9 protein-coding genes are annotated in these 17,212 nt (G+C 72.3%); 6 read left to right on the forward strand and 3 right to left on the reverse strand.

Annotation, left to right across the window (positions count from 1 at the left end; genetic code table 11):
* Positions 1-762: 762 nt before the first annotated feature.
* Complete coding sequence (locus BLW84_RS48785) at positions 763-1,017, reverse strand: hypothetical protein (RefSeq protein WP_218157753.1); 255 nt, start codon at positions 1,015-1,017, stop codon at positions 763-765.
* A gap of 15 nt (positions 1,018-1,032) precedes the next feature.
* On the opposite strand from BLW84_RS48785, the gene BLW84_RS44440 reads away from it, so the two are divergent.
* Positions 1,033-8,160 (forward strand): hypothetical protein, encoded by a 7,128-nt coding sequence (locus tag BLW84_RS44440; protein ID WP_218157754.1) that lies wholly within the window; start codon positions 1,033-1,035, stop codon positions 8,158-8,160.
* A complete protein-coding gene (locus BLW84_RS48215) occupies positions 8,150-8,311 on the forward strand; it encodes a hypothetical protein (RefSeq protein ID WP_177227052.1) in 162 nt (53 codons plus the stop codon). Before BLW84_RS44440 ends, BLW84_RS48215 begins: the two co-directional genes overlap by 11 nt.
* A gap of 20 nt (positions 8,312-8,331) precedes the next feature.
* Here the strand turns inward: BLW84_RS48215 and BLW84_RS44445 are convergent, their stop codons facing one another.
* Positions 8,332-10,002, reverse strand: coding sequence for a right-handed parallel beta-helix repeat-containing protein (locus tag BLW84_RS44445; protein WP_093278602.1), 1,671 nt, complete (start codon positions 10,000-10,002; stop codon positions 8,332-8,334).
* 113 nt (positions 10,003-10,115) lie between these two features.
* Between BLW84_RS44445 and BLW84_RS44450 the strand changes: the two genes are divergently transcribed.
* Together BLW84_RS44450 and BLW84_RS44455 are read left to right on the forward strand one after the other, a co-directional pair.
* Positions 10,116-10,988 carry an SseB family protein gene (locus tag BLW84_RS44450; protein ID WP_093278604.1) on the forward strand — a complete coding sequence of 291 codons (873 nt, stop codon included), beginning with the start codon at positions 10,116-10,118 and terminating at the stop codon, positions 10,986-10,988.
* A gap of 411 nt (positions 10,989-11,399) precedes the next feature.
* The gene (locus BLW84_RS44455) at positions 11,400-14,624 is read left to right on the forward strand and encodes a BTAD domain-containing putative transcriptional regulator (RefSeq protein ID WP_093278606.1); all 3,225 of its coding nucleotides are present in this window, start codon (positions 11,400-11,402) and stop codon (positions 14,622-14,624) included.
* Between the two features lie 239 nt (positions 14,625-14,863).
* On the opposite strand, the gene BLW84_RS44460 is transcribed toward BLW84_RS44455, so the two are convergent.
* Positions 14,864-15,778, reverse strand: coding sequence for an LLM class flavin-dependent oxidoreductase (locus BLW84_RS44460; protein WP_093278608.1), 915 nt, complete (start codon positions 15,776-15,778; stop codon positions 14,864-14,866).
* Between the two features lie 147 nt (positions 15,779-15,925).
* Between BLW84_RS44460 and BLW84_RS44465 the strand changes: the two genes are divergently transcribed.
* Together BLW84_RS44465 and BLW84_RS44470 are read left to right on the forward strand one after the other, a co-directional pair.
* The gene (locus tag BLW84_RS44465; protein WP_093278610.1) at positions 15,926-16,756 is read left to right on the forward strand and encodes an NAD(P)H-binding protein; all 831 of its coding nucleotides are present in this window, start codon (positions 15,926-15,928) and stop codon (positions 16,754-16,756) included.
* A 204-nt stretch (positions 16,757-16,960) separates the two neighbouring features.
* Positions 16,961-17,212: helix-turn-helix domain-containing protein (locus BLW84_RS44470; RefSeq protein WP_143061352.1), on the forward strand; the 252-nt coding region annotated here is incomplete at its 3' end.

A 17,212-nucleotide genomic window follows, 5' to 3' on the forward strand; every position in this document is an offset into this window, starting at 1 on the left:
CCGTCCGGATCGACTGAGACCGGGACTCCGGCTGCGGAGGCCGGTAGTTCCGCTGGGACGACGGAGAACGCCGGTCCGTCCGGATCGACTGAGACTGGGAATCTGCCGGGCAGTGAAGCGGAGGCTGGGTCTTCGGCTGCGGAGGCCGGAAACCCCGCTGGGACAACGGAGAACGCCGATCCATCCGGATCGACCGAGACTGGGAATCTGCCGGGCAGCGAAGCCGAGGCTGGGACTCCGGCTGCCGAGGCCGGTAGTTCCGCCGGAACGACGGAGAGCGCCGATCCGGCCGGTGCAACCGAGACCGGGAACCAGCCGGGTACGTCAGAGGCCGGAAGTCCGGTAAGCGAGGCAGAGGTTGAGACTCCGGCTGCTGAGACCGGTAGTTCCGCCGAAAGTGCCGAAAACGCTGGTCCGGACGGTGCGACCGAGGCCGGGAACCTGCCAGGCGGCGAAGCCGAGGCTGGGACTCCGGCTGCCGAGTCCGGAAGTTCCGCCGGCACTACCGAGAGCGCTGGTCCGTTCGGAGCAACGGAGGCCCGAAACCCCGCTGGCACGTCGGAAACCGGCCCCGCCGGAACCGAGACGTCGAGGGCCGGTACCACCGAGGCGGGTTCGCCCGACACCTCGGCGGCTGGAAGCCCCGATGCGTCAACGTCCGAGACCACGCAGCCGGACAACGCCACTCCGGCGGAGTCCGGACAACCGTCCACACCGGACGGAACCAGCTCCGAAACCGCCGAGCAGCCCGGGAACACCGAATCAGGCGAGACCAACTCCCCGGAAACCGCCGCCCGAATCGAGCCCGCCCAGGCCGCACAGCAGGCCGCGCCCGCGCTGCGCGAACCCGGCCCGGTCCCGCAGGCGCAGCAGGTCCGCCTGGAATCGGCGGAGGCCCCGACCGGCCCGGTCCGCTCGCCGGAGCTCGCCCGCCAGGGGCCGACCGCGCAGCTCAAGAGCCTCGTCGAGCGCGGTCTCGGGTCCTTCGACGAGAACACCGGGATCTTCACCGTCCACGCCCAGGGCGGCCAGGTGATCCAGGTCAAGCTGGGCCTGGACGACGGCGTGCCCGCGGGCGCGTTCGACGTGCTGCCGGGCAGTTTCGAGCTGACCCCGGCCGGTTACGTCCAGACCGCGCCCGCCGAGATCCGGATCTCCACCACCACGACGTCGAACGTGGCCGAGGCGCTGGAACTCGGCGGGAAGCGCCTGCTGGAGTCGATGGCGCACCTGCTCGCCACCAGCCCGGTCCTCGCGCCCGGCGAGTTCGCCGCCGCGCACGGCCACGCGCCCGTCCGCGGCGAGGCAACGACGGCGGGCGATGTCTGGCAGACGGCGCCCCGAACCGTGCAGGTCGAAGCCGGGAACGCGGGCTCGCGCGAGGACGCGGAGCAGCTGCTCCAGGAGGAGATCGCCCGCCGCCAGTCCAGCACGACGCCCGCGACCACCGAATCCGATGCCGTCGCGATAGCGGGCAAGCCCGACGGAACTCTGCTGGTGCACTACGGCGAATCCGGCACCGATGTGGCGGCCGACCTCACGGTCGATCCGGACCTGGCGCCGGGCGAGGTCCACGTGCGCGCCCCGGCCTGGCTCGACGACGGCAGCGGCACCCTGCGCCAGCTGGACCTCGGCGAGGTGCGTGTTTCCGCCGCCGAGACGCCGGATCAGATGCGTTCCCAGGTCGAGGCGGGGCTGCGCGCGATGCACGAGGGCCTGCCGGGCCGCGGTGCCAACGCGGCAGGCCCCGGCGCGCCCAGCGCCCCGCCCAGCGCACCCGGCGGCAAGCCATCAGAGGTCGCGCTCGCGCACGCCGCGCCGGTGGACCGGGAGCTGCCGGGCATGTCGGAGGCCGTGGCGTGGCTGGCCGCGCAGGGCGTCGACGGGCTGACCCCGGCCGAGCTGAACCACCTGCTGCTGGCCGCGTTCCCGGACCTGTTCAACGAGAACGGGCGGACGCTCGCGCTCGACGGGCAGCTGTTCTCCGTCGGGATCACCTTCGGCGAGGCAGCCCAGGTGGGCACCGACGCCGACCTCCTCAGGCGGCAGAGCACGCTGCTGAGCCTGCCCGAGCTGGGCAACGCCGCCTCGGGCGCCCGGCAGATCGTGCTGTCCGGGAAGGTGCCGGTGAGCCTGGTGTCGGGCGAGACGCTCGACGCCGATCCGCAGGGCCGGTGGAGCACCACCAACTCGCACGGCGCCTCGGTGGCGCAGCTCGGCCACGTCTCGTCCTCCGACCAGCTCCGCGGCGAGGCCCTCCAGTACGACCTGACGGACGTCAAGCTCTGGATCCGGGCCGACTCCGGCGCCGGCACCGAGGTGGCCGCGGACCGCCCGATGCCGGTGTGGCTGAACGAGGCCCACCAGCAGCCGCTCGGCGAAACCGTCGTCTTCGAAGGCGCCACGCGCGACGAGGCAGATCTGCTCCGCGCCGGTCGGCTGGCGGGCCTGGACGACACCAGCCGCGTGGTCGACGCCGTCCTGGCGCAACTCCCCGCCGACCTGCGCAACGACGGCTCGATCCGCACGCAGGTGCTGTACCACGTGCAGCGGCAGGAACGCATCGGAACCGCCTTGCACCCGGGCGGTTTCAGCTTCGAGGTCGGCCGGCCCGGGGGAGCGTCGCACCAGGTGACGCTGCGGTCCCGGGTGCACTGGGACGCGGCCGCGCCGACGCACGCGGCCGGCGAGCAGCTGGGCCACGGCCAGATCGGGGCCGCCTACCGCACCGCGGCCGATTCGACCGGCCTGACCAGGGGATTCCAGGTGGGGTCGTCGCTCGGTCCGAAGCTGGTCGCCGCCGTCCGGTACATGTTCGGGCGCAGCGCCTCCGCCGGCACGAACACCAGCACCGGGCACTTCATGACGATGGAGGACTTCGACTTCCGGCCCAAGCACACCTACCGGGTGCAGGTGACCACGGAGGTCGAGGTCGACCAGTCCGCCCAACCGGGGATCACGCAGGTCACCGGCCAGGGATACGTGCAGCTGGCGGCGCAGGACGCGGCGCGCAACGGGCTGCCGGTCGGCCGCGAAGACCTGCGCTACGACGCCGACGGCGCGATCGCGACCACGACCGTGCAGGAACTCGTGCTCGACGCGCGGGGAAACGCGCAGACCACGGCAGACGGGAAGCCGCTCACCAGAACGCGGGAAGTACCGGAAGTCCACAAAGGACTGGCGCCGCCGGATCGCCCGCACCGGCCCAACCCCGGCCAGCTGCAGGACAGCGGCCCCACCTTGCTCGACCGGGTGGTCCAGCTGACCGGCGTGCCGGAGGCGCGCGAGTTCCTGCGCGCCGCGCTCGCCGACCGGTACGGCGACGTGCACGCGATCCTCGCCGAGTTCACCGAGGAGAAGGCGCAGACCTGGCTCGCCGAGGCGATGCAGGACGGCTTCCGCATCCCGGTCGAGACCCGCGGCCGGTCCGGGCAGGTGGAGCTGCGCTGGGTGAAGGTCGAGGCGCGGTGGGCGGCCGAGCGCGCCGAGGAGATCGGCCGCGTCGGCCGGACGCAGCGGGTCAGCGCGCTGCTGACCAGCTCCTCGATCGGCACCAGCATGGAGTTCGCGCGCAGCCGCCTCCGCGAGGCCAGCGCCCTGCTGGGCCAGATGATCTGGGGCCGCAGCCCCAGCCGCAGCGCGGCCGACTCGTTCAGCTACTCGCAGAACGCGGGCTCCCGGCTGGAGTACCGGGGCGGCAGCTCGCTGTGGCGGGTGCCGCTGACCCTCACCGTGAGCGTGGTCGACGCCACCGGCACCCCGGTCCGCGACGCGGCGGGCGACCAGGTGCACAAGGAGATCGCCGATCAGGTCCTGGACATCTACACCCCGACGGACGTGCGCCCGGACGGCGCGCGCGAGGCCGGGCCCACGGTGCGGATCCGGGACGAGGCGCAGTTCGAGGAGCTGCTCACCGGCACGCAGTCCCTGCTGCACCTCGACGCCCGCGGCCTGGACGCGGCGGTGCGCAGCCGGATGCCGACCACCGCGGCCTGGGTGGACACCAGCAACGCGACGGCGCTCGCGCACGCGGGCGAATGGCTCACCGACGGCCAGCTGATCCGGACCCGCGACCCGCACGGGCAGGTGCGGGGCCGGGCGCTGATCACGGCCCGGCCCACCGGCCTGCGCGTCCTGAACCGGCTGGAAGGCGTCGGCACGGGCCCGCTGGCGCTCTCCCAGCCGGGGCACGACTTCCGCGCGGGCCGCGCGGACGGGACCACGGCCTCGGCCGCCGACCCGGGCGTGCTGGCGGGCATGGACTCGAACGCCGGCGCCTCCGGCGGCCGCGCCGACGGGACGACCGTCCAGCGCGGGCGCTCCGGCGGCGACGACGAGAACCTCATCACGGCCTACCTCGACGCGCTCACCTTCGAGGCCGACCTGAACATCTCGGTCGCGGCGGGCGAAGCCGCGGCGGCCCGGGTGCTGCCCGCCGCCATCGGCAGCGAGACCGTGCCGGGCCGGTTCCAGTTCGTGCTGACCGCCCAGCAGGTGATGGAGTTCTACGCCAACGGGCTGGAACTCGTCGTGGACGCCGTCCCGGCCTCGATGGTCGACGAGATGCTGACGGCCTGGGAGAACGGCGACCTGCCGCTGGACCGCAGGGTCGCCGCCCGCGCCGTGCAGCGGCGGGCCGCCGAACTCGGGCTGGAAGGCGCGGACATCGACCGGCGGCTGGTGGATCGCGCGCTGGCGGAGTACCCGAACTCGCGGGCCTCCGCCGACAGCAGCGACGCGGACGCGCTCGCCGAACTGGCGCGCCTGCTGCGCGACACCGACGAGGAAGTGGTGCTGGGCAACCGGTTCCGGCCGCCGGAGTACCACCGTGACCCGGACCGCCCGGTGACCGGCAGCGGCATCGGCCCCGGCCTGGTGAGCGGCTGGCGGTCGAGCGACGGGCGGCCACTGCGGCACGCGCTGGACCTGCTGTCCGAGCTCGGCCGGGACGTGGCCGAGACGACCGGCCTGGAGGAGCGGCTGCGCGGCGCGCTGGCGCCCGGCGCGGCGCTGAACAACACGCAGCGGCAGGCGCTCGCCGACGGCGGCACCGACCTGTTCACCGGGCTGGTCCGCAAGAACGGCCGGTGGATGCGGCTCTCGCTGACCTACGAGGTGACCCCGACCGGCCCGGCCACCACCGTCGGCACCGAACCGGGCGCGGTCGCGGCGGTCGGCTACCGCCACCGGGCCAACGCCAGGATCACGTACAGCTCGACGGACTCCGCCGGCGTGTCCGGGGATCTCAGCGAGACGCAGGACTCGCCGATCGGCGACGTCGGCGAGACCGGCAGCGTCGGCGGCAGTGGCAGCCAGCGCACCAGCCTGTCCGTCTCGCACGCCGAGGTCAACGAGCCCGGCGTGCTCGACGGAACCGGGCTGGCCCGCTTCGAGCGCCCCGCCGAGGGCCGGTTCACCGCGCGGCTGCAGGAGGTTCCGGTCGGCCTGCTCGGCACCGTGAAGAGCGCGGTGACCGGCGAACCGCAGGTGCACACGAGGACCTCGGACGGAACGCTGGTCTTCAAGTACGCGATGCACCGCGCCCGGCCGACGGCCTTCGGCCCGCACGAGCGCGCGGGCTTCCGCAGGCTGACGGGGCTGCCCGCCGAGGCGGAGAGCCGCATCATCGAGTGGAGCCTCACCGACCTGCTCTCCTCGGCCGAAACCGCCGTCCGCCAAGCGCTCCGAGCCGACTGGGCGCGGCCGCTGGGCCTGCGCAAGGCGCACCACGTCGTCCGCGGCGTGCGGCAGATGTTCACGCCAGGGCACGGCAAATCGCTCTGGGCGGACCTGTCCGATGGACGGCCGAAGATCGTGGACGAGTTCGCGGTGTCGCCGCAGCACAGCGTCGCGGTCGGCGTGCAGCTGCGGAACTTCGACATCGAGGTGGTGCACCGCTACGAACCCGGCGACCACGGGCCGTACAACCTGAAGCGGGCGCAGCGGAACCTCACCACCGGGCACGGGCAGAGCAGAACGGGATCGGCGGGGCTCTCCGGCGCGCTGCCGAGCAGCGAGAGCGACGTCGGCCCCGGCGACCTGACCACCGGTTGGGGCGTGCCGGGCGTGAACGGGAGCAGCACCGTCGACAGCTCCGCGAGCGCGCAGGTCGGCTCCTGGACGCAGCTGGAGGGCGAGAGCTACGAGCCGCACGTGCTGGTCCGGCTGCGGACCCGCTTCTCGGTCACCGCCGCTGTGCAGGAGCTGACCGACACCGGGCTGCCGGGCGATCAGCTCCGCCGGGTCGAGGTCAACGCCGAACCGGTCGACGTGCTCGTCGACATCCCCGCGAAGCTGCTGCCCGAGCTGCAGCGCAGCCTCATGGAGCAGCGGGCGTGGGAGCTCACCCAGGAATCGCAGCTGCCGGAGGGCAAGCTCAAGGGCGTGCTGCGCGCGTTGGCCGGGCGGCAGCGGGCGGCTGAGCAGAACGCGTTCGACCTGGACACCGCGATGCGGTCGGCGGCGGAACTCCCTGGCCACGATCCGCAGCAGCCGCACCGATTCCTCGCCGAGCACGTGCGCGAACAGCACCCCGAGCTGGCCGAGCCCGGCGCGAAGCTCCGCCTGATCAGCGACGAGACGGCCGCCCTGGTGGCGCACCACCAGCGGATGGCCGAGGAGCTGCGCGAGTTCCTCGACGAGATCGGCCGCGCCGCGCCGCACCCGGTGGTCGAAGACGGCGTGCGGCAGCTGCGGGACGCGGTCGACGAGCTGGATCGCGCGGCGACGGCGGTGCCGCAGGCGCGGGAAGAACTCCCCACGGCGGGCCGGGATCGCTTCGACGACGCGGTCCAGCGCTGGCACGACGCGTTCCACGAGGTGCGCGCGATGCTCGTCCAGGACCCGGGCAGCAGTGTCGACGCGATCGCGCGGGAACGGGCTTGGATGGCGCGCTTCGACGCCGACGCGTCGTCCCGGTACCGGCTGGTCGACGAGATCCTGGCGGCGGCGTCGGAGCTCACCGGGCAGCGCTGGGAGCTGCCGACCGGGCTGGACCTGATGCCCCACGGGATGGGGCTGGACCCGATCGAACTCGCGCGCGGGCTGGCGGCGGAGCTGTCCTTCGACGAGCGGGCCGCGGTCGAGGTCGACCTGTCGGTCGCGGCGCCGGACGGCTCGACCACCCGGTTCCGCATCACCGGCGACGGCCAAGTGGTGCAGCAAGGCACCCCGCCCCAACCACCTCAGGCCCCGCCCCCGCCATCGACGCCCCCGACCCCGCCACCGCCGGTAGGTCCCCCGGCCCCGCAGACGCCCCCGGTGCCACCGAAGCCGCCGTTCCCGCCGAAACCGGCGGTGCCGCCGAAGCCCGCGTACGCGCCGAAAGCCTTTACCCCGAAGCAGTCCGCGCCCGCGCCGAAGTCTGCGTCCGCACCGAAGCTCCCGGCTCCGCCGAGGCCGATGGCTCTGTCGACCACCGGTCGGCCGGGGCCGAACGCGGAGTTCACAGTGGACGCGGACGGGGTCATGTCCTGGAAGTCGACGGTTCCGCGCACGCCCGGCGACCGGCCCGGCCCCCTGCACGGCGCGTTCGCCTACCACACCGATCCCGACGACCCGGCCGCTCACGCGCATCCGCCGGCACCGAAGGGCGCGGCCGACGGATCGCCCGTCGAGCCGGGTCTCGCGGAAGCGGTGGCGGAGCTGATGGGCAGGCTGGGCGTCGAACGGCACCCGGACTCCTCGGCCGCGTGGGACGCGCGGCTGCCCGACGGGCGACGGGTCGCGCTCCGGGTCGAGGACGGGAAGCTGGTGGCGGCGAGGTCACCCGAGTCGGCGGAGACCGTCCCGCTGCGGCGCATGCCGGACAGCCGTGCGCAGCTCGACCTGATGGCGGGCATGGCGCTGCGGCAGCTCGACGCCGCCACGCCGGCCCCCGAGAAGCCTGCCGATCAACAGTTCGCGGCGGACCGGGAGGCGGCGTTCCCGCCCAGGTCCGGCACCCGGCAGGTGTCGAATCCGGAGCTGGCGGGGGCGGTTCGCCGGGAGGCGATCGGGGCGGCCGAGGTCCTGTACGAGCGTGACATCTTGAACGCGCTCCCGCGCGACTTCGAGGCGTTCGTGGCCAGGGAGGACCGACGAGCCGCGCCGCCGGTTCGCCCCGGCCACGCGGGCGAAGGTGCCCCGCAGAACGCCGAGGAGGACCGGCGTGACCGGTGAGTGGGCCGAACTGGCCCGGGACCTCGTCCGCAAGGCGCACGAAGAGCTCGCGGTGATGGGCGAAGACCATCCGCAGGTGGAGGTGTTCTGGACCGGCTACCACCGGGCGGCCCAGGCCGCCGCCACGCTGCTGCACCGGGAAACCGGGTAACCGCCATGCCGGGTTCGGGGTCACTCGCGGATGGCGTCCAGGAGGTCGTCCAGGCTCAGCGTGCGGAGTTCGTCCCGGGAGGGGCGGCGGCCGAGGTTGCGCAGCCGTGTCGACTGCGACTTGCGCATCCGTTCCAGCAGCTTCCGCGCCTCGCGCGCGTTGCCGAAGTTCGCGTCCCGGTCGACCTGCGTGAACCACTCCAGCAGCGCCAGGTCGAGGTCGTCGCCGAGCAGGTAGTCGTCGCCGCGCGCGAGGTGCCCGCTGATCGAGACCAGCTGCTCCGGCGTGTAGTTCTCGAACTCCAGGGTCTTGGCGAACCGGGACGCCAGGCCGGGGTTGGCGGCCAGGAACTCGCCCATCTCCGAGGTGTAGCCGGCGACGATCACGGCGACCTCGTCGCGGTGGTCCTCCATCAGCTTGACCAGCGTGTCGATCGCCTCCTGCCCGAAGTCGGCGCCGCCGCCGCTGGGCCGGGACAGCGTGTAGGCCTCGTCGATGAACAGCACGCCGCCGCGCGCGTCGTCGAACGCCGACGCGGCCTTCTCCACGGTGTGCCCGATGTACTGCCCGACGAGATCGCGGCGGGAGACCTCCTTGAACCGCCCGTTGGGCAGGATTCCCAGCGCCTTCAACAGGTTCCCGTAGGTGCGGGCCACAGTGGTCTTGCCGGTGCCGGGCGCGCCGGTGAACACGAGGTGGTTGCTGACCGCGTTGACCGACAGGCCCTCGCTGCGCCGCCACTCGTTCACCTGGATCTCGTCGATCAGCGCCCGCACCTCGGACTTCACACCGGTGAGCCCGATCATGCCGTCGAGTTCGGCGAGCAGCTCGTCGATCTTCTCCTGGTCCTGCTTGTTGCCGCTGGTCGCGGTGGCGCCCACCGGCGGCTTCGACTCGGCGCCGCGCCGAACCTCGGTGCGCGCACCTTCGTCGATCAGCACGCCGGGCGACGCGGCGTTCTCCACCCGGCAGTCCTCGATCACGCCGCCGCAACCGCGCCCGACCGAGATGCCCACGCCCTGGGTGTCGTGCACCCAGCATTCGACGATGTTCGGCGAGGTCTGGTCGGCCACCGCGATCCCGGCCTCGCCGGTCTGCGAGATGTCGCAGCGCTCGATGCTGGAGCCGCCCGCCTGGTACATGTAGACGCCGCGGAAACCGGCTCCGCGCACGGTGCAGTGCCGCAGTGCGGCGCGCGCCCCGAGCCGCACGATCACGGCATCGTCGACGATGTCCTGGAGCTCGCAGATTTCCACCACGCCGTCGGCGTTTTCGACGATCAGACCGCACTGCGAGTCGCTGATCCGGTTGCCCCGCAACATCACGTCGGCGCCGTCGCCGATGCTGATCGCGGCGGCGTAACCGGCGGTGGCGGAGCAGTCGAAGATCTGCGCGCTGCCACCGGAGATCTGGATCGCGGGCCGCACGTCGCCGAACACGGCGAGCCCGCTGAGCTCCACGGTGCCGTCGACGACGGAAACGGTCGGGTGGTCGCGGAACGGCGAGCGGATCGTGACGGTGCCGGGCTCGCGCGCGGAGATCGTCACGCGCTTCCGGCGGATGTGCACCGGTTCTTCGTACTCGCCGGGCGCGATGGAGATGACCGCGCCGTCGTCGGCGGCCTCCAGGGCGTCGCGAATCGTCGGGAGCGCACCGCGCTGTTCGGGGGAGACCAAGAGGGTGCGTGCCATAACTCCGAGCAAATCTCGCCGGGAACCGTTGCCGTTGGGGGACAAAGTACCCCAGAACGGCGCTTCGGAAGTACAACTGTTCGTGGAACGACCTACCGGAAGGGCGGTTTCGGTTGGACGCGCAATGGCAACCGGCCAACGACGTGGAGCACGAGTTGGTCGCGGCGCTGGAAGCGGGGGACAGCAAGCGGTTCGCGGAGATCGTGCTGTCCGCGCCGCTGTACCTGCCGGTGCTGCCCGAGCCGGGCACCGAACTGCGGCGGGAGCTGGACGACCTGATCCCGCTGGAGCGGGCGCACGTCTTCGTCTTCACCTCGCCGGAAGCGCTTTCCGACGTGCTCGGGTCGTTCTCGTCGGGCCACCGGGAAGTCGACGCGACGGCGCTGGCGCAGAACTGGCCGCATCCGGACTACTGCTTCGCGCTAAACTTCGATCTGCCGATCGGCGCAATAATGTCGCCGGAATCGCTGGCCCGAATGGCGGCGGGCGAGGAATTCCTGGTGCCCGCCGAGGATGCGGAAGCGGTGGTGCAGGCCCAGATTCGCCGCGACTGCCTGGTAGAGCTCGGCGACGGCGCGGAACCCGGCGTCGTCCCGCCCGCGAACGAGCTGGAAGAAGCCCTTGCCGCGGCCGTCGAACTGCAGGACCTCGACGCCTACCTGGCGGCGCTGGTCGACGCCGACGTCGTGCTGCCGCTGTCGCGCCCGCTGACCGACGACGTCGACGACACGAACTTCCCGTGGCTCCTGGTGGGTTCGGCGATCCCGGTGTTCACCTCGGCGGACATGCTTTCCCGCGCCGCGCCGAAGGTCGAGCACTTCACACAATTGCCATTTCTCGTCCTCGCCGCCAACTGGCCGCAGCGGCAGCACGTCCTGTGCCTGAACCCGGGCAGCGGCACCGAGCTCATCATCGGCGGCGACGGCGTCGGCGAGATCGTCGCGGCGGCCGGTGCGGCACTGTCCGAAGGCGACTCCGCGTTCTGAAATCCGGCGGAATGAGGTTTTCCATCCTCGTTGTGCGTGGCGGTGCGGGTGGCGGCCCCCCTGCGGGAGTTACAGCGCCCGCCTGGACTGTGGGTGCCCAACCTGATGTATGTCCAATACACGGCGGTTGGGCCGTCCTCGCCAGGCGAACGCTGAGAACCCGCGGCGGTGCAAGCTGCAGAGGTGGGCTATGCGCCTGCGGCGCATGCGACTGCTTTCGGGATTCGGTCCGTTGGCTGTCGCGGCTGCGGTCACCAGCCAAGATGAAATCCGGCGGAATGGAACCAGATGTGCGGTCGCGGCGTCGAAATACTCGGGTAGGCAGACGAAAGCGAGCCATCGCAGGTTTCCGCGGGCGGCTGCGGCGCTTGGTCACCAACGGCTCGAACGATCTTCGATTGAGGTGGTCTTGTGGGCGCGACCGGGAGCAAGTTGGGGGGTTTGGTCCGCGGCTTCCGCAAGCGAGCTGGTCTGACGCAGCTCCAGGTCGCCGAGCAGGCCGGGCTGAGCGCGGCGGGACTGCGCGATGTGGAGCAGGGCAGGGTGGTTCGGCCGCGGGTATCGACGCTGCGCCGATTGGCCGAAGTCCTCGCGCTGTCCCGGATCGAGCTCGAAGAGCTGATCCGCGAGGCCGGCGGCGAGGGCGGCAGCGGCCTGCGGGTGGAGGTGCTGGGACCGCTGAAGGTCGCGGTCAACGGCGAGTCGGTGGATCCCGGATCGGAGACCCAGCGGGTGCTGCTCGGCCTGCTCGCGCTGTCGCCGAACGCGCCGGTGGCGCGGGATTCGCTGATCGAGGCGGTGTGGGGCGAGCGGTCGGTGGCCGGCTCGGCGGATCTGCTGCAGTCCCGGGTCTCCCGGCTGCGACGCCGGTTGCAGGCCGATTCGGACGAGACACCGGTGCTGGTGGCCGACCGCGGCGGCTACCAGCTCTCGGTCGCGGAGGTCCAGCACGACCTGATGGTGTTCCGGCGGCTGGTCGCCGGGGCGCGCCAGGCCAGGGAGGCCGCCGAGGCCCGCGGGCTGTTCGCCGACGCCGTGGCGTTGTGGCGCGGTGAACCGCTGGAAGGGCTCGGCAGCCTGCAGGCGCATCCGCTGATCACGTCCCTGACCAGGGAATACCATGCCGTGCTGGTGGAATACGCCGCCGTCGCCGCGGAGCTGGGACACCACCGGGAAGTCCTCCCGCACCTGCAGCGAGTGGCCGATGCGGATCCGCTGCACGAAGCCGTGCACGCCGCGCTGATGATCGCCCTCGCCGGCAGCGGCCAGCAGGCCGCCGCGCTCAACGTCTTCGACTCGCTGCGCCGCAGGCTGGCGGGTGAGCTGGGCGCCGATCCCGGCCCGGAGCTGAGCGCGGCGTGCCAGCGGGTGCTGCGGCAGGAGGTGTCGCGGCCGGAGTTCACGCCGGTCAGCGCGCACCGCCAACTCCCGCCGGACATCGGCGAATTCACCGGCCGGGAAGCCGAACTCCGCGCGCTGCACGAGGACCTGCCGCAGGCGGGCGGCTCGGCGGTGAAGATCGTGCTGATCGAAGGCATGGGCGGCGTCGGCAAGACGCGGCTCGCGGTGCACGCGGCACACCGGCTGCTGGCGACCGGCCGGTTCAGCGACTGCCAGCTGTACGTGGACCTGCGCGGCCACGCCGACCAGCCGCCCGCCGACCCGGCCGCGGTGCTGGCGTCCTTCCTGCGGCTGCTCGGCGTGCCCGACGACCACATCCCGTCCCGGGTGGACGAGCGGATGATGCTGTTCCGCGACCGGCTCTACGACAAGAAGGCGTTGGTGCTGCTGGACAACGCGTCCAGCGAGGACCAGGTGACGCCGCTGCTGCCGTCCGGCCCGGAGAACGTGGTGCTGGTGACCAGCCGTTGCACGCTGGCGCTGGACGGCGCGCGGACGATGCCGCTCGACGTCTTCACGCCGGAGGAGGCCGAGGGCATGCTGGCCAAGGCGGTCGGCCGCGGCCGGGTCGAGGTGGATCCGGCGGCGGCGCGCAGCCTGGTGGAGCTGTGCGGTCGGCTGCCGCTGGCGGTGGCGCTGGCCGCGCGGCGGCTGCAGTCGCGTCGCATGTGGACGGTGTCGGACCTGGCCGCACGCTTGGAGGAGAGCGACGACCGGCTGCACGAGCTGGTGGCGGGCAACCGCCGGCTCCGGACGGTGTTCGACCTCTCCTACCAGGCGTTGGAGCAGGACGAACGCCGGCTGTTCCGGCTGCTCGGCCTGCACCCGGGCGACGAGTTCACCGCCGACGCGGCGGCCGCGCTGGCCGGGATCACCGCGACCGAGGCCCGCATCCTGCTGGACCGCCTGGTGGACGAACACCTGGCCAACGTGGTCACCAGGCACCGCTACCGCCTGCACGACCTGCTCGCCGAGTACGGCCGCGGCCTGGTGCGGGAGGAGGAACCCGAGGCGGAGCGCTCCGCGGCGATCACCCGGGTGCTGGACTTCTACCTGCACAGCACGGCCTGCGCGACGCGCCTGCTGCAACCGCACCAGCCCGAGGTGTCGCTGGTGGGCAGCGAACCCGAGCACCGCCCGGCCCTGAGCACCCGGGAGGACGCCAGGAGCTGGCTCGACTCCGAGCGCGCCTGCCTGATCGCGGCGGTGCGGCTCGCGGCGGCGCGGGGCTGGCCGACACATGCGTGGCAGCTCACCCGGTCGTTGCGCGAGTACCTGTACCTCTACGGCTACGGGCACGACCACGACTGGGTCCGCACCCACGAGGCCGCGCTGGCCGCGGCGATCGCCGCGCAGGACGCGGCGGGCGAGGCGATGACCAGGGCGGATCTGGCGGCGACGTACCTGGAGCTGGGTCGCGGGGCGGAAGCGCGCGAACACCTGTACCGGGCGCTGGAGTTCCACCGGCGGACGGGAGACCGCGCGCTGGAGACGAGCACCCTGGAGTCGCTCGGGGTCGTGTGCTTCCGGTTGGGCGAGTTCGACGAGGCGCTGCAGCACCTCCGGAAGGGCGCATCGCTGTGCGCCGGGCGCGACCCGTACCGCGAGGGAGTGCTGCGCAGCAACCTCGGGAATGCATTGGCGGCGAAGGGTTTTCTCCACGAGGCGTTGGCGAGCCTGCAGACCGGGCTCGAACTGTCCAGGCAGGCGGGCAACATCGACGGGGAGTCCAGCGCGCTCGCGGACATCGGCGACGCGCACCGCCGGCTGGGAGACCACGAAGCGGCGCTGGAATACCTGCACCGAGCGCTGGAGCTGGCCGCGGACCACGGCCTGACGCCGAAGGTCGCCTACGCGAACCACCGCCTGGGCAAGGCCTACCGGGAGCTCGGCTGCTACTCGGAAGCGACGGCGAACCTCCAGGCTGCGCGCCAGATCGTGGCGAAGGTCGGAGGCCCGGCGGCGGAGAGCGAGGTGCTGGTCGACCTGGGAGCGGCGCACCGCGACGTCGGCGACTTCGCGAGGGCGGGCGTGCTGCTCGACCAAGGCCTGAGCCTGGCCACCGACCGAGGCGAGCGCTACCAGCAAGCCCTTGCCCTGCGAGAGCTCGGCGAGCTGCACCACCGCACGGGACGCGAAGACCTGGCGAATGCGGCCTGGCGCCGAGCCGACGAGAAGGCGGACGCGACCAACGGCGGCGATCGCGTACCCGAGTCGCCCCTCGCGAGCACCTGATCCGGCTCGCCTCGGGCCCGTTCGAGCAGGTCGAAGGCGCGGCCCGCGGCACCGGCGATCTTGTCGTTGGTACTCCAGGCCAGGGTGAGCTCCTAGATGCGCTGGAACAGGATGAGGTGCACGACGGCCGCGCGGACGGTGCTGTCGGACCGCCGCCCGCCGACGGCGTCGCCCACGGCCTCACGAGTGGGGTCGGGCGGCGGCCCGCCGGTTTCAGGTGGATGGCGCCGGGAGAAGCGTCACCTCGACGATCTGGCGCACTTCGGGCGCCCGCCGGGGGCGAGGATCTGCCGGACTTGGCCCAGCAGATCGCAGGAGTCGTGCCAGTCGCCGTCGACGGCGAGCGCGATCTTCTCCACCCCCGCCTCCGCGTACGCCGCGAGCTGCTCGGCGACCTGCTCCGGTGTCCCGGCGACGACTCGGTCGCGGGCGTCGTCGACCGGAATGCCGAAGGATGCCGCCAGATTCTCGGCGCAGCGGTCGTGCACGCGGTCATCGGGGCGCTCGACCAGGCTGCCCTGGATCGCGATCGCCAGGCGCGGAGCCTCGCGATCGTGCTGCTCGGCGAGCTCGCTCAGGAGAGCGGCGTGCGTTCGGACCTCCTCCGGCGTGTGCAGCTCGGCGAACCAGCCGTCGCCGAAGCGAGCCGCGCGGCGCAGCGCGGCGGGCGCGGATCCGCCGATCCACAGCGGCGGCACGGCGGCAGCCGGGGCGAGCTGGGCCGTCGCGCCGTGCGGCAGCGCCGTCGGCTCGCCGGCGAGCAGCGAGGGCAGGAGCTGCAGGAACTCGTCGGTGCGCCGACCGCGCGTAGCGGCGTCGAGGCCCACGGCGGCGTAGCCGCTGTCGTGGTCGCCGACGCCGATGCCGAGGTGCAGGCGGTCGCCGCCGGTGAGGTGTTGCAGCGTCGCGATCTGCTTGGCGGCGCACACGTGCGGGCGCAGCGCGGGCAGGTAGACGGCGAAGCCGATGTCGATGCACTCGGTCACGGCAGCCGCCGTGGCCAGCGCGAGCATGCCGTCGAGCGACGGAACTCCGTTGGCGAGGTGATCGCCGCTCCAGATCGCGTCCAGCTCGGCGTCCACGGCGTGGTAGGCCGCCTCCCGGATCTCTTCGTCCGCGGCGCCGGGCAAGAAGATTCCGATTTCCACCGGCATTGTTCGCCTCCGGGGCTCGCGGTTTCAGGGCTGGACCCAAGCATCGAACCTCAAGCGCGCTAGAGGTCAAGGCGCCGGATGCGGTGTTGACCTCTAGTTATCTCGAACTCTTAGCGTTCGTGCCAGTCGAGCGAAGGAGTTGTGGCGATGACCGACGGCAAGGTTCTCGTGGTGGGCGCGACCGGCAAGGTGGGACGGCACGTCGTCGCTGGGCTGCTGGCGGAAGGCGTCGAGGTCCGCGCGATGACGACCCGCGACCCGGCCGAGGTGGCGCTGCCGGACGGAGTGGAGGTGGTCCGAGGCGACGTGACGGCCCCGGACTCGCTGCCGCTCGATGGAGTCGGGTCGGTGTTCCTGGTCTGGCCGCTGCTGTCGGCGGAGCTCGCGCCGCCGGTCGTGGACGCGATCGCGAAGCGGGCCGGGCGCATCGTCTACCTGTCGGCCACCAGCGCGGGTGACGACGAGGTGTTCCACACCCGGGTGGAGCGGCTCATCGAGGCATCCGAGGCGGACTGGACGTTCCTTCGCGCAGGTGGATTCGCCAGCAACGTGCTGGGCTGGGCCGACGAGATCCGCTCCGCGGGCGTGGTCCGCGACGCGTACGGCGCGGCGGCCCGGCCGCTGATCCACGAGAAGGACATCGCGGACGTCGCGGTGCGAGTCCTCGTCGAAGAAGGCCACAACGGGGCGAAGTACGCCCTGACCGGCCCGGAGGTGTCGACCCAGAGCGAGCAACTGCGAACGATCGGCGAAGCCATCGGCAGACCGCTGCGCTGGGAGGAGGTCTCCCGAGGCGCCGCCCGGCGCCAACTGCTGGACAACGGCTGGCCGGCCTCGTTCGCCGACGGGGCCCTCGATTACTGGGAGCGGATCTCCCGCGACCCGGAGCCGGTGTCCCCGCACGTGGCGCAGGTGACCGGCCGCCCGGCGCGGACCTTCCGGGAATGGGTCGACGACCACGTCGCCGACTTCCGCTGAGCCTTTTCGTCCTGGCCGGTGCTGGTGGCGGCATGCGCGCGGTCGTGATGGCGACCGAGATGGTGTGGCCTCGTGAGTGGTGGTGGTCGTCAGAACAGCCTGTCTTCGCTCAGGACCTCGTGAACAGTTTGTGTCTCAGGACCTCGTGAACACTGGCTGGCCTGCTGTCTGTGATCATCAGTGGTGGGCGGAACAGGGTTTTCGATGGATCCGGACCTGGTCGCGGCGGTGGCTGCGGTGGCTGGCGGTGACAAGATCAACGTGTCGAGGTTCTGTGCTGAGCACAAGATCTCGCGCACGGTGTTCTACAAGTACGTCAACCGATTCCGGCAGGAAGGAGCGGCGGGGTTCATCCGCCGCTCTTCTGCCCCGCACCGACGGCCGACAACGACCGCGGCGCGGGTGCGTGAGGCGGTCGTGCGGGCCCGTAAACAGTTGGCGGAGGAGGGCCGGGAC

The organism is Saccharopolyspora shandongensis, assembly GCF_900106995.1.
Taxonomy (GTDB): Bacteria; Actinomycetota; Actinomycetes; order Mycobacteriales; family Pseudonocardiaceae; genus Saccharopolyspora; species Saccharopolyspora shandongensis.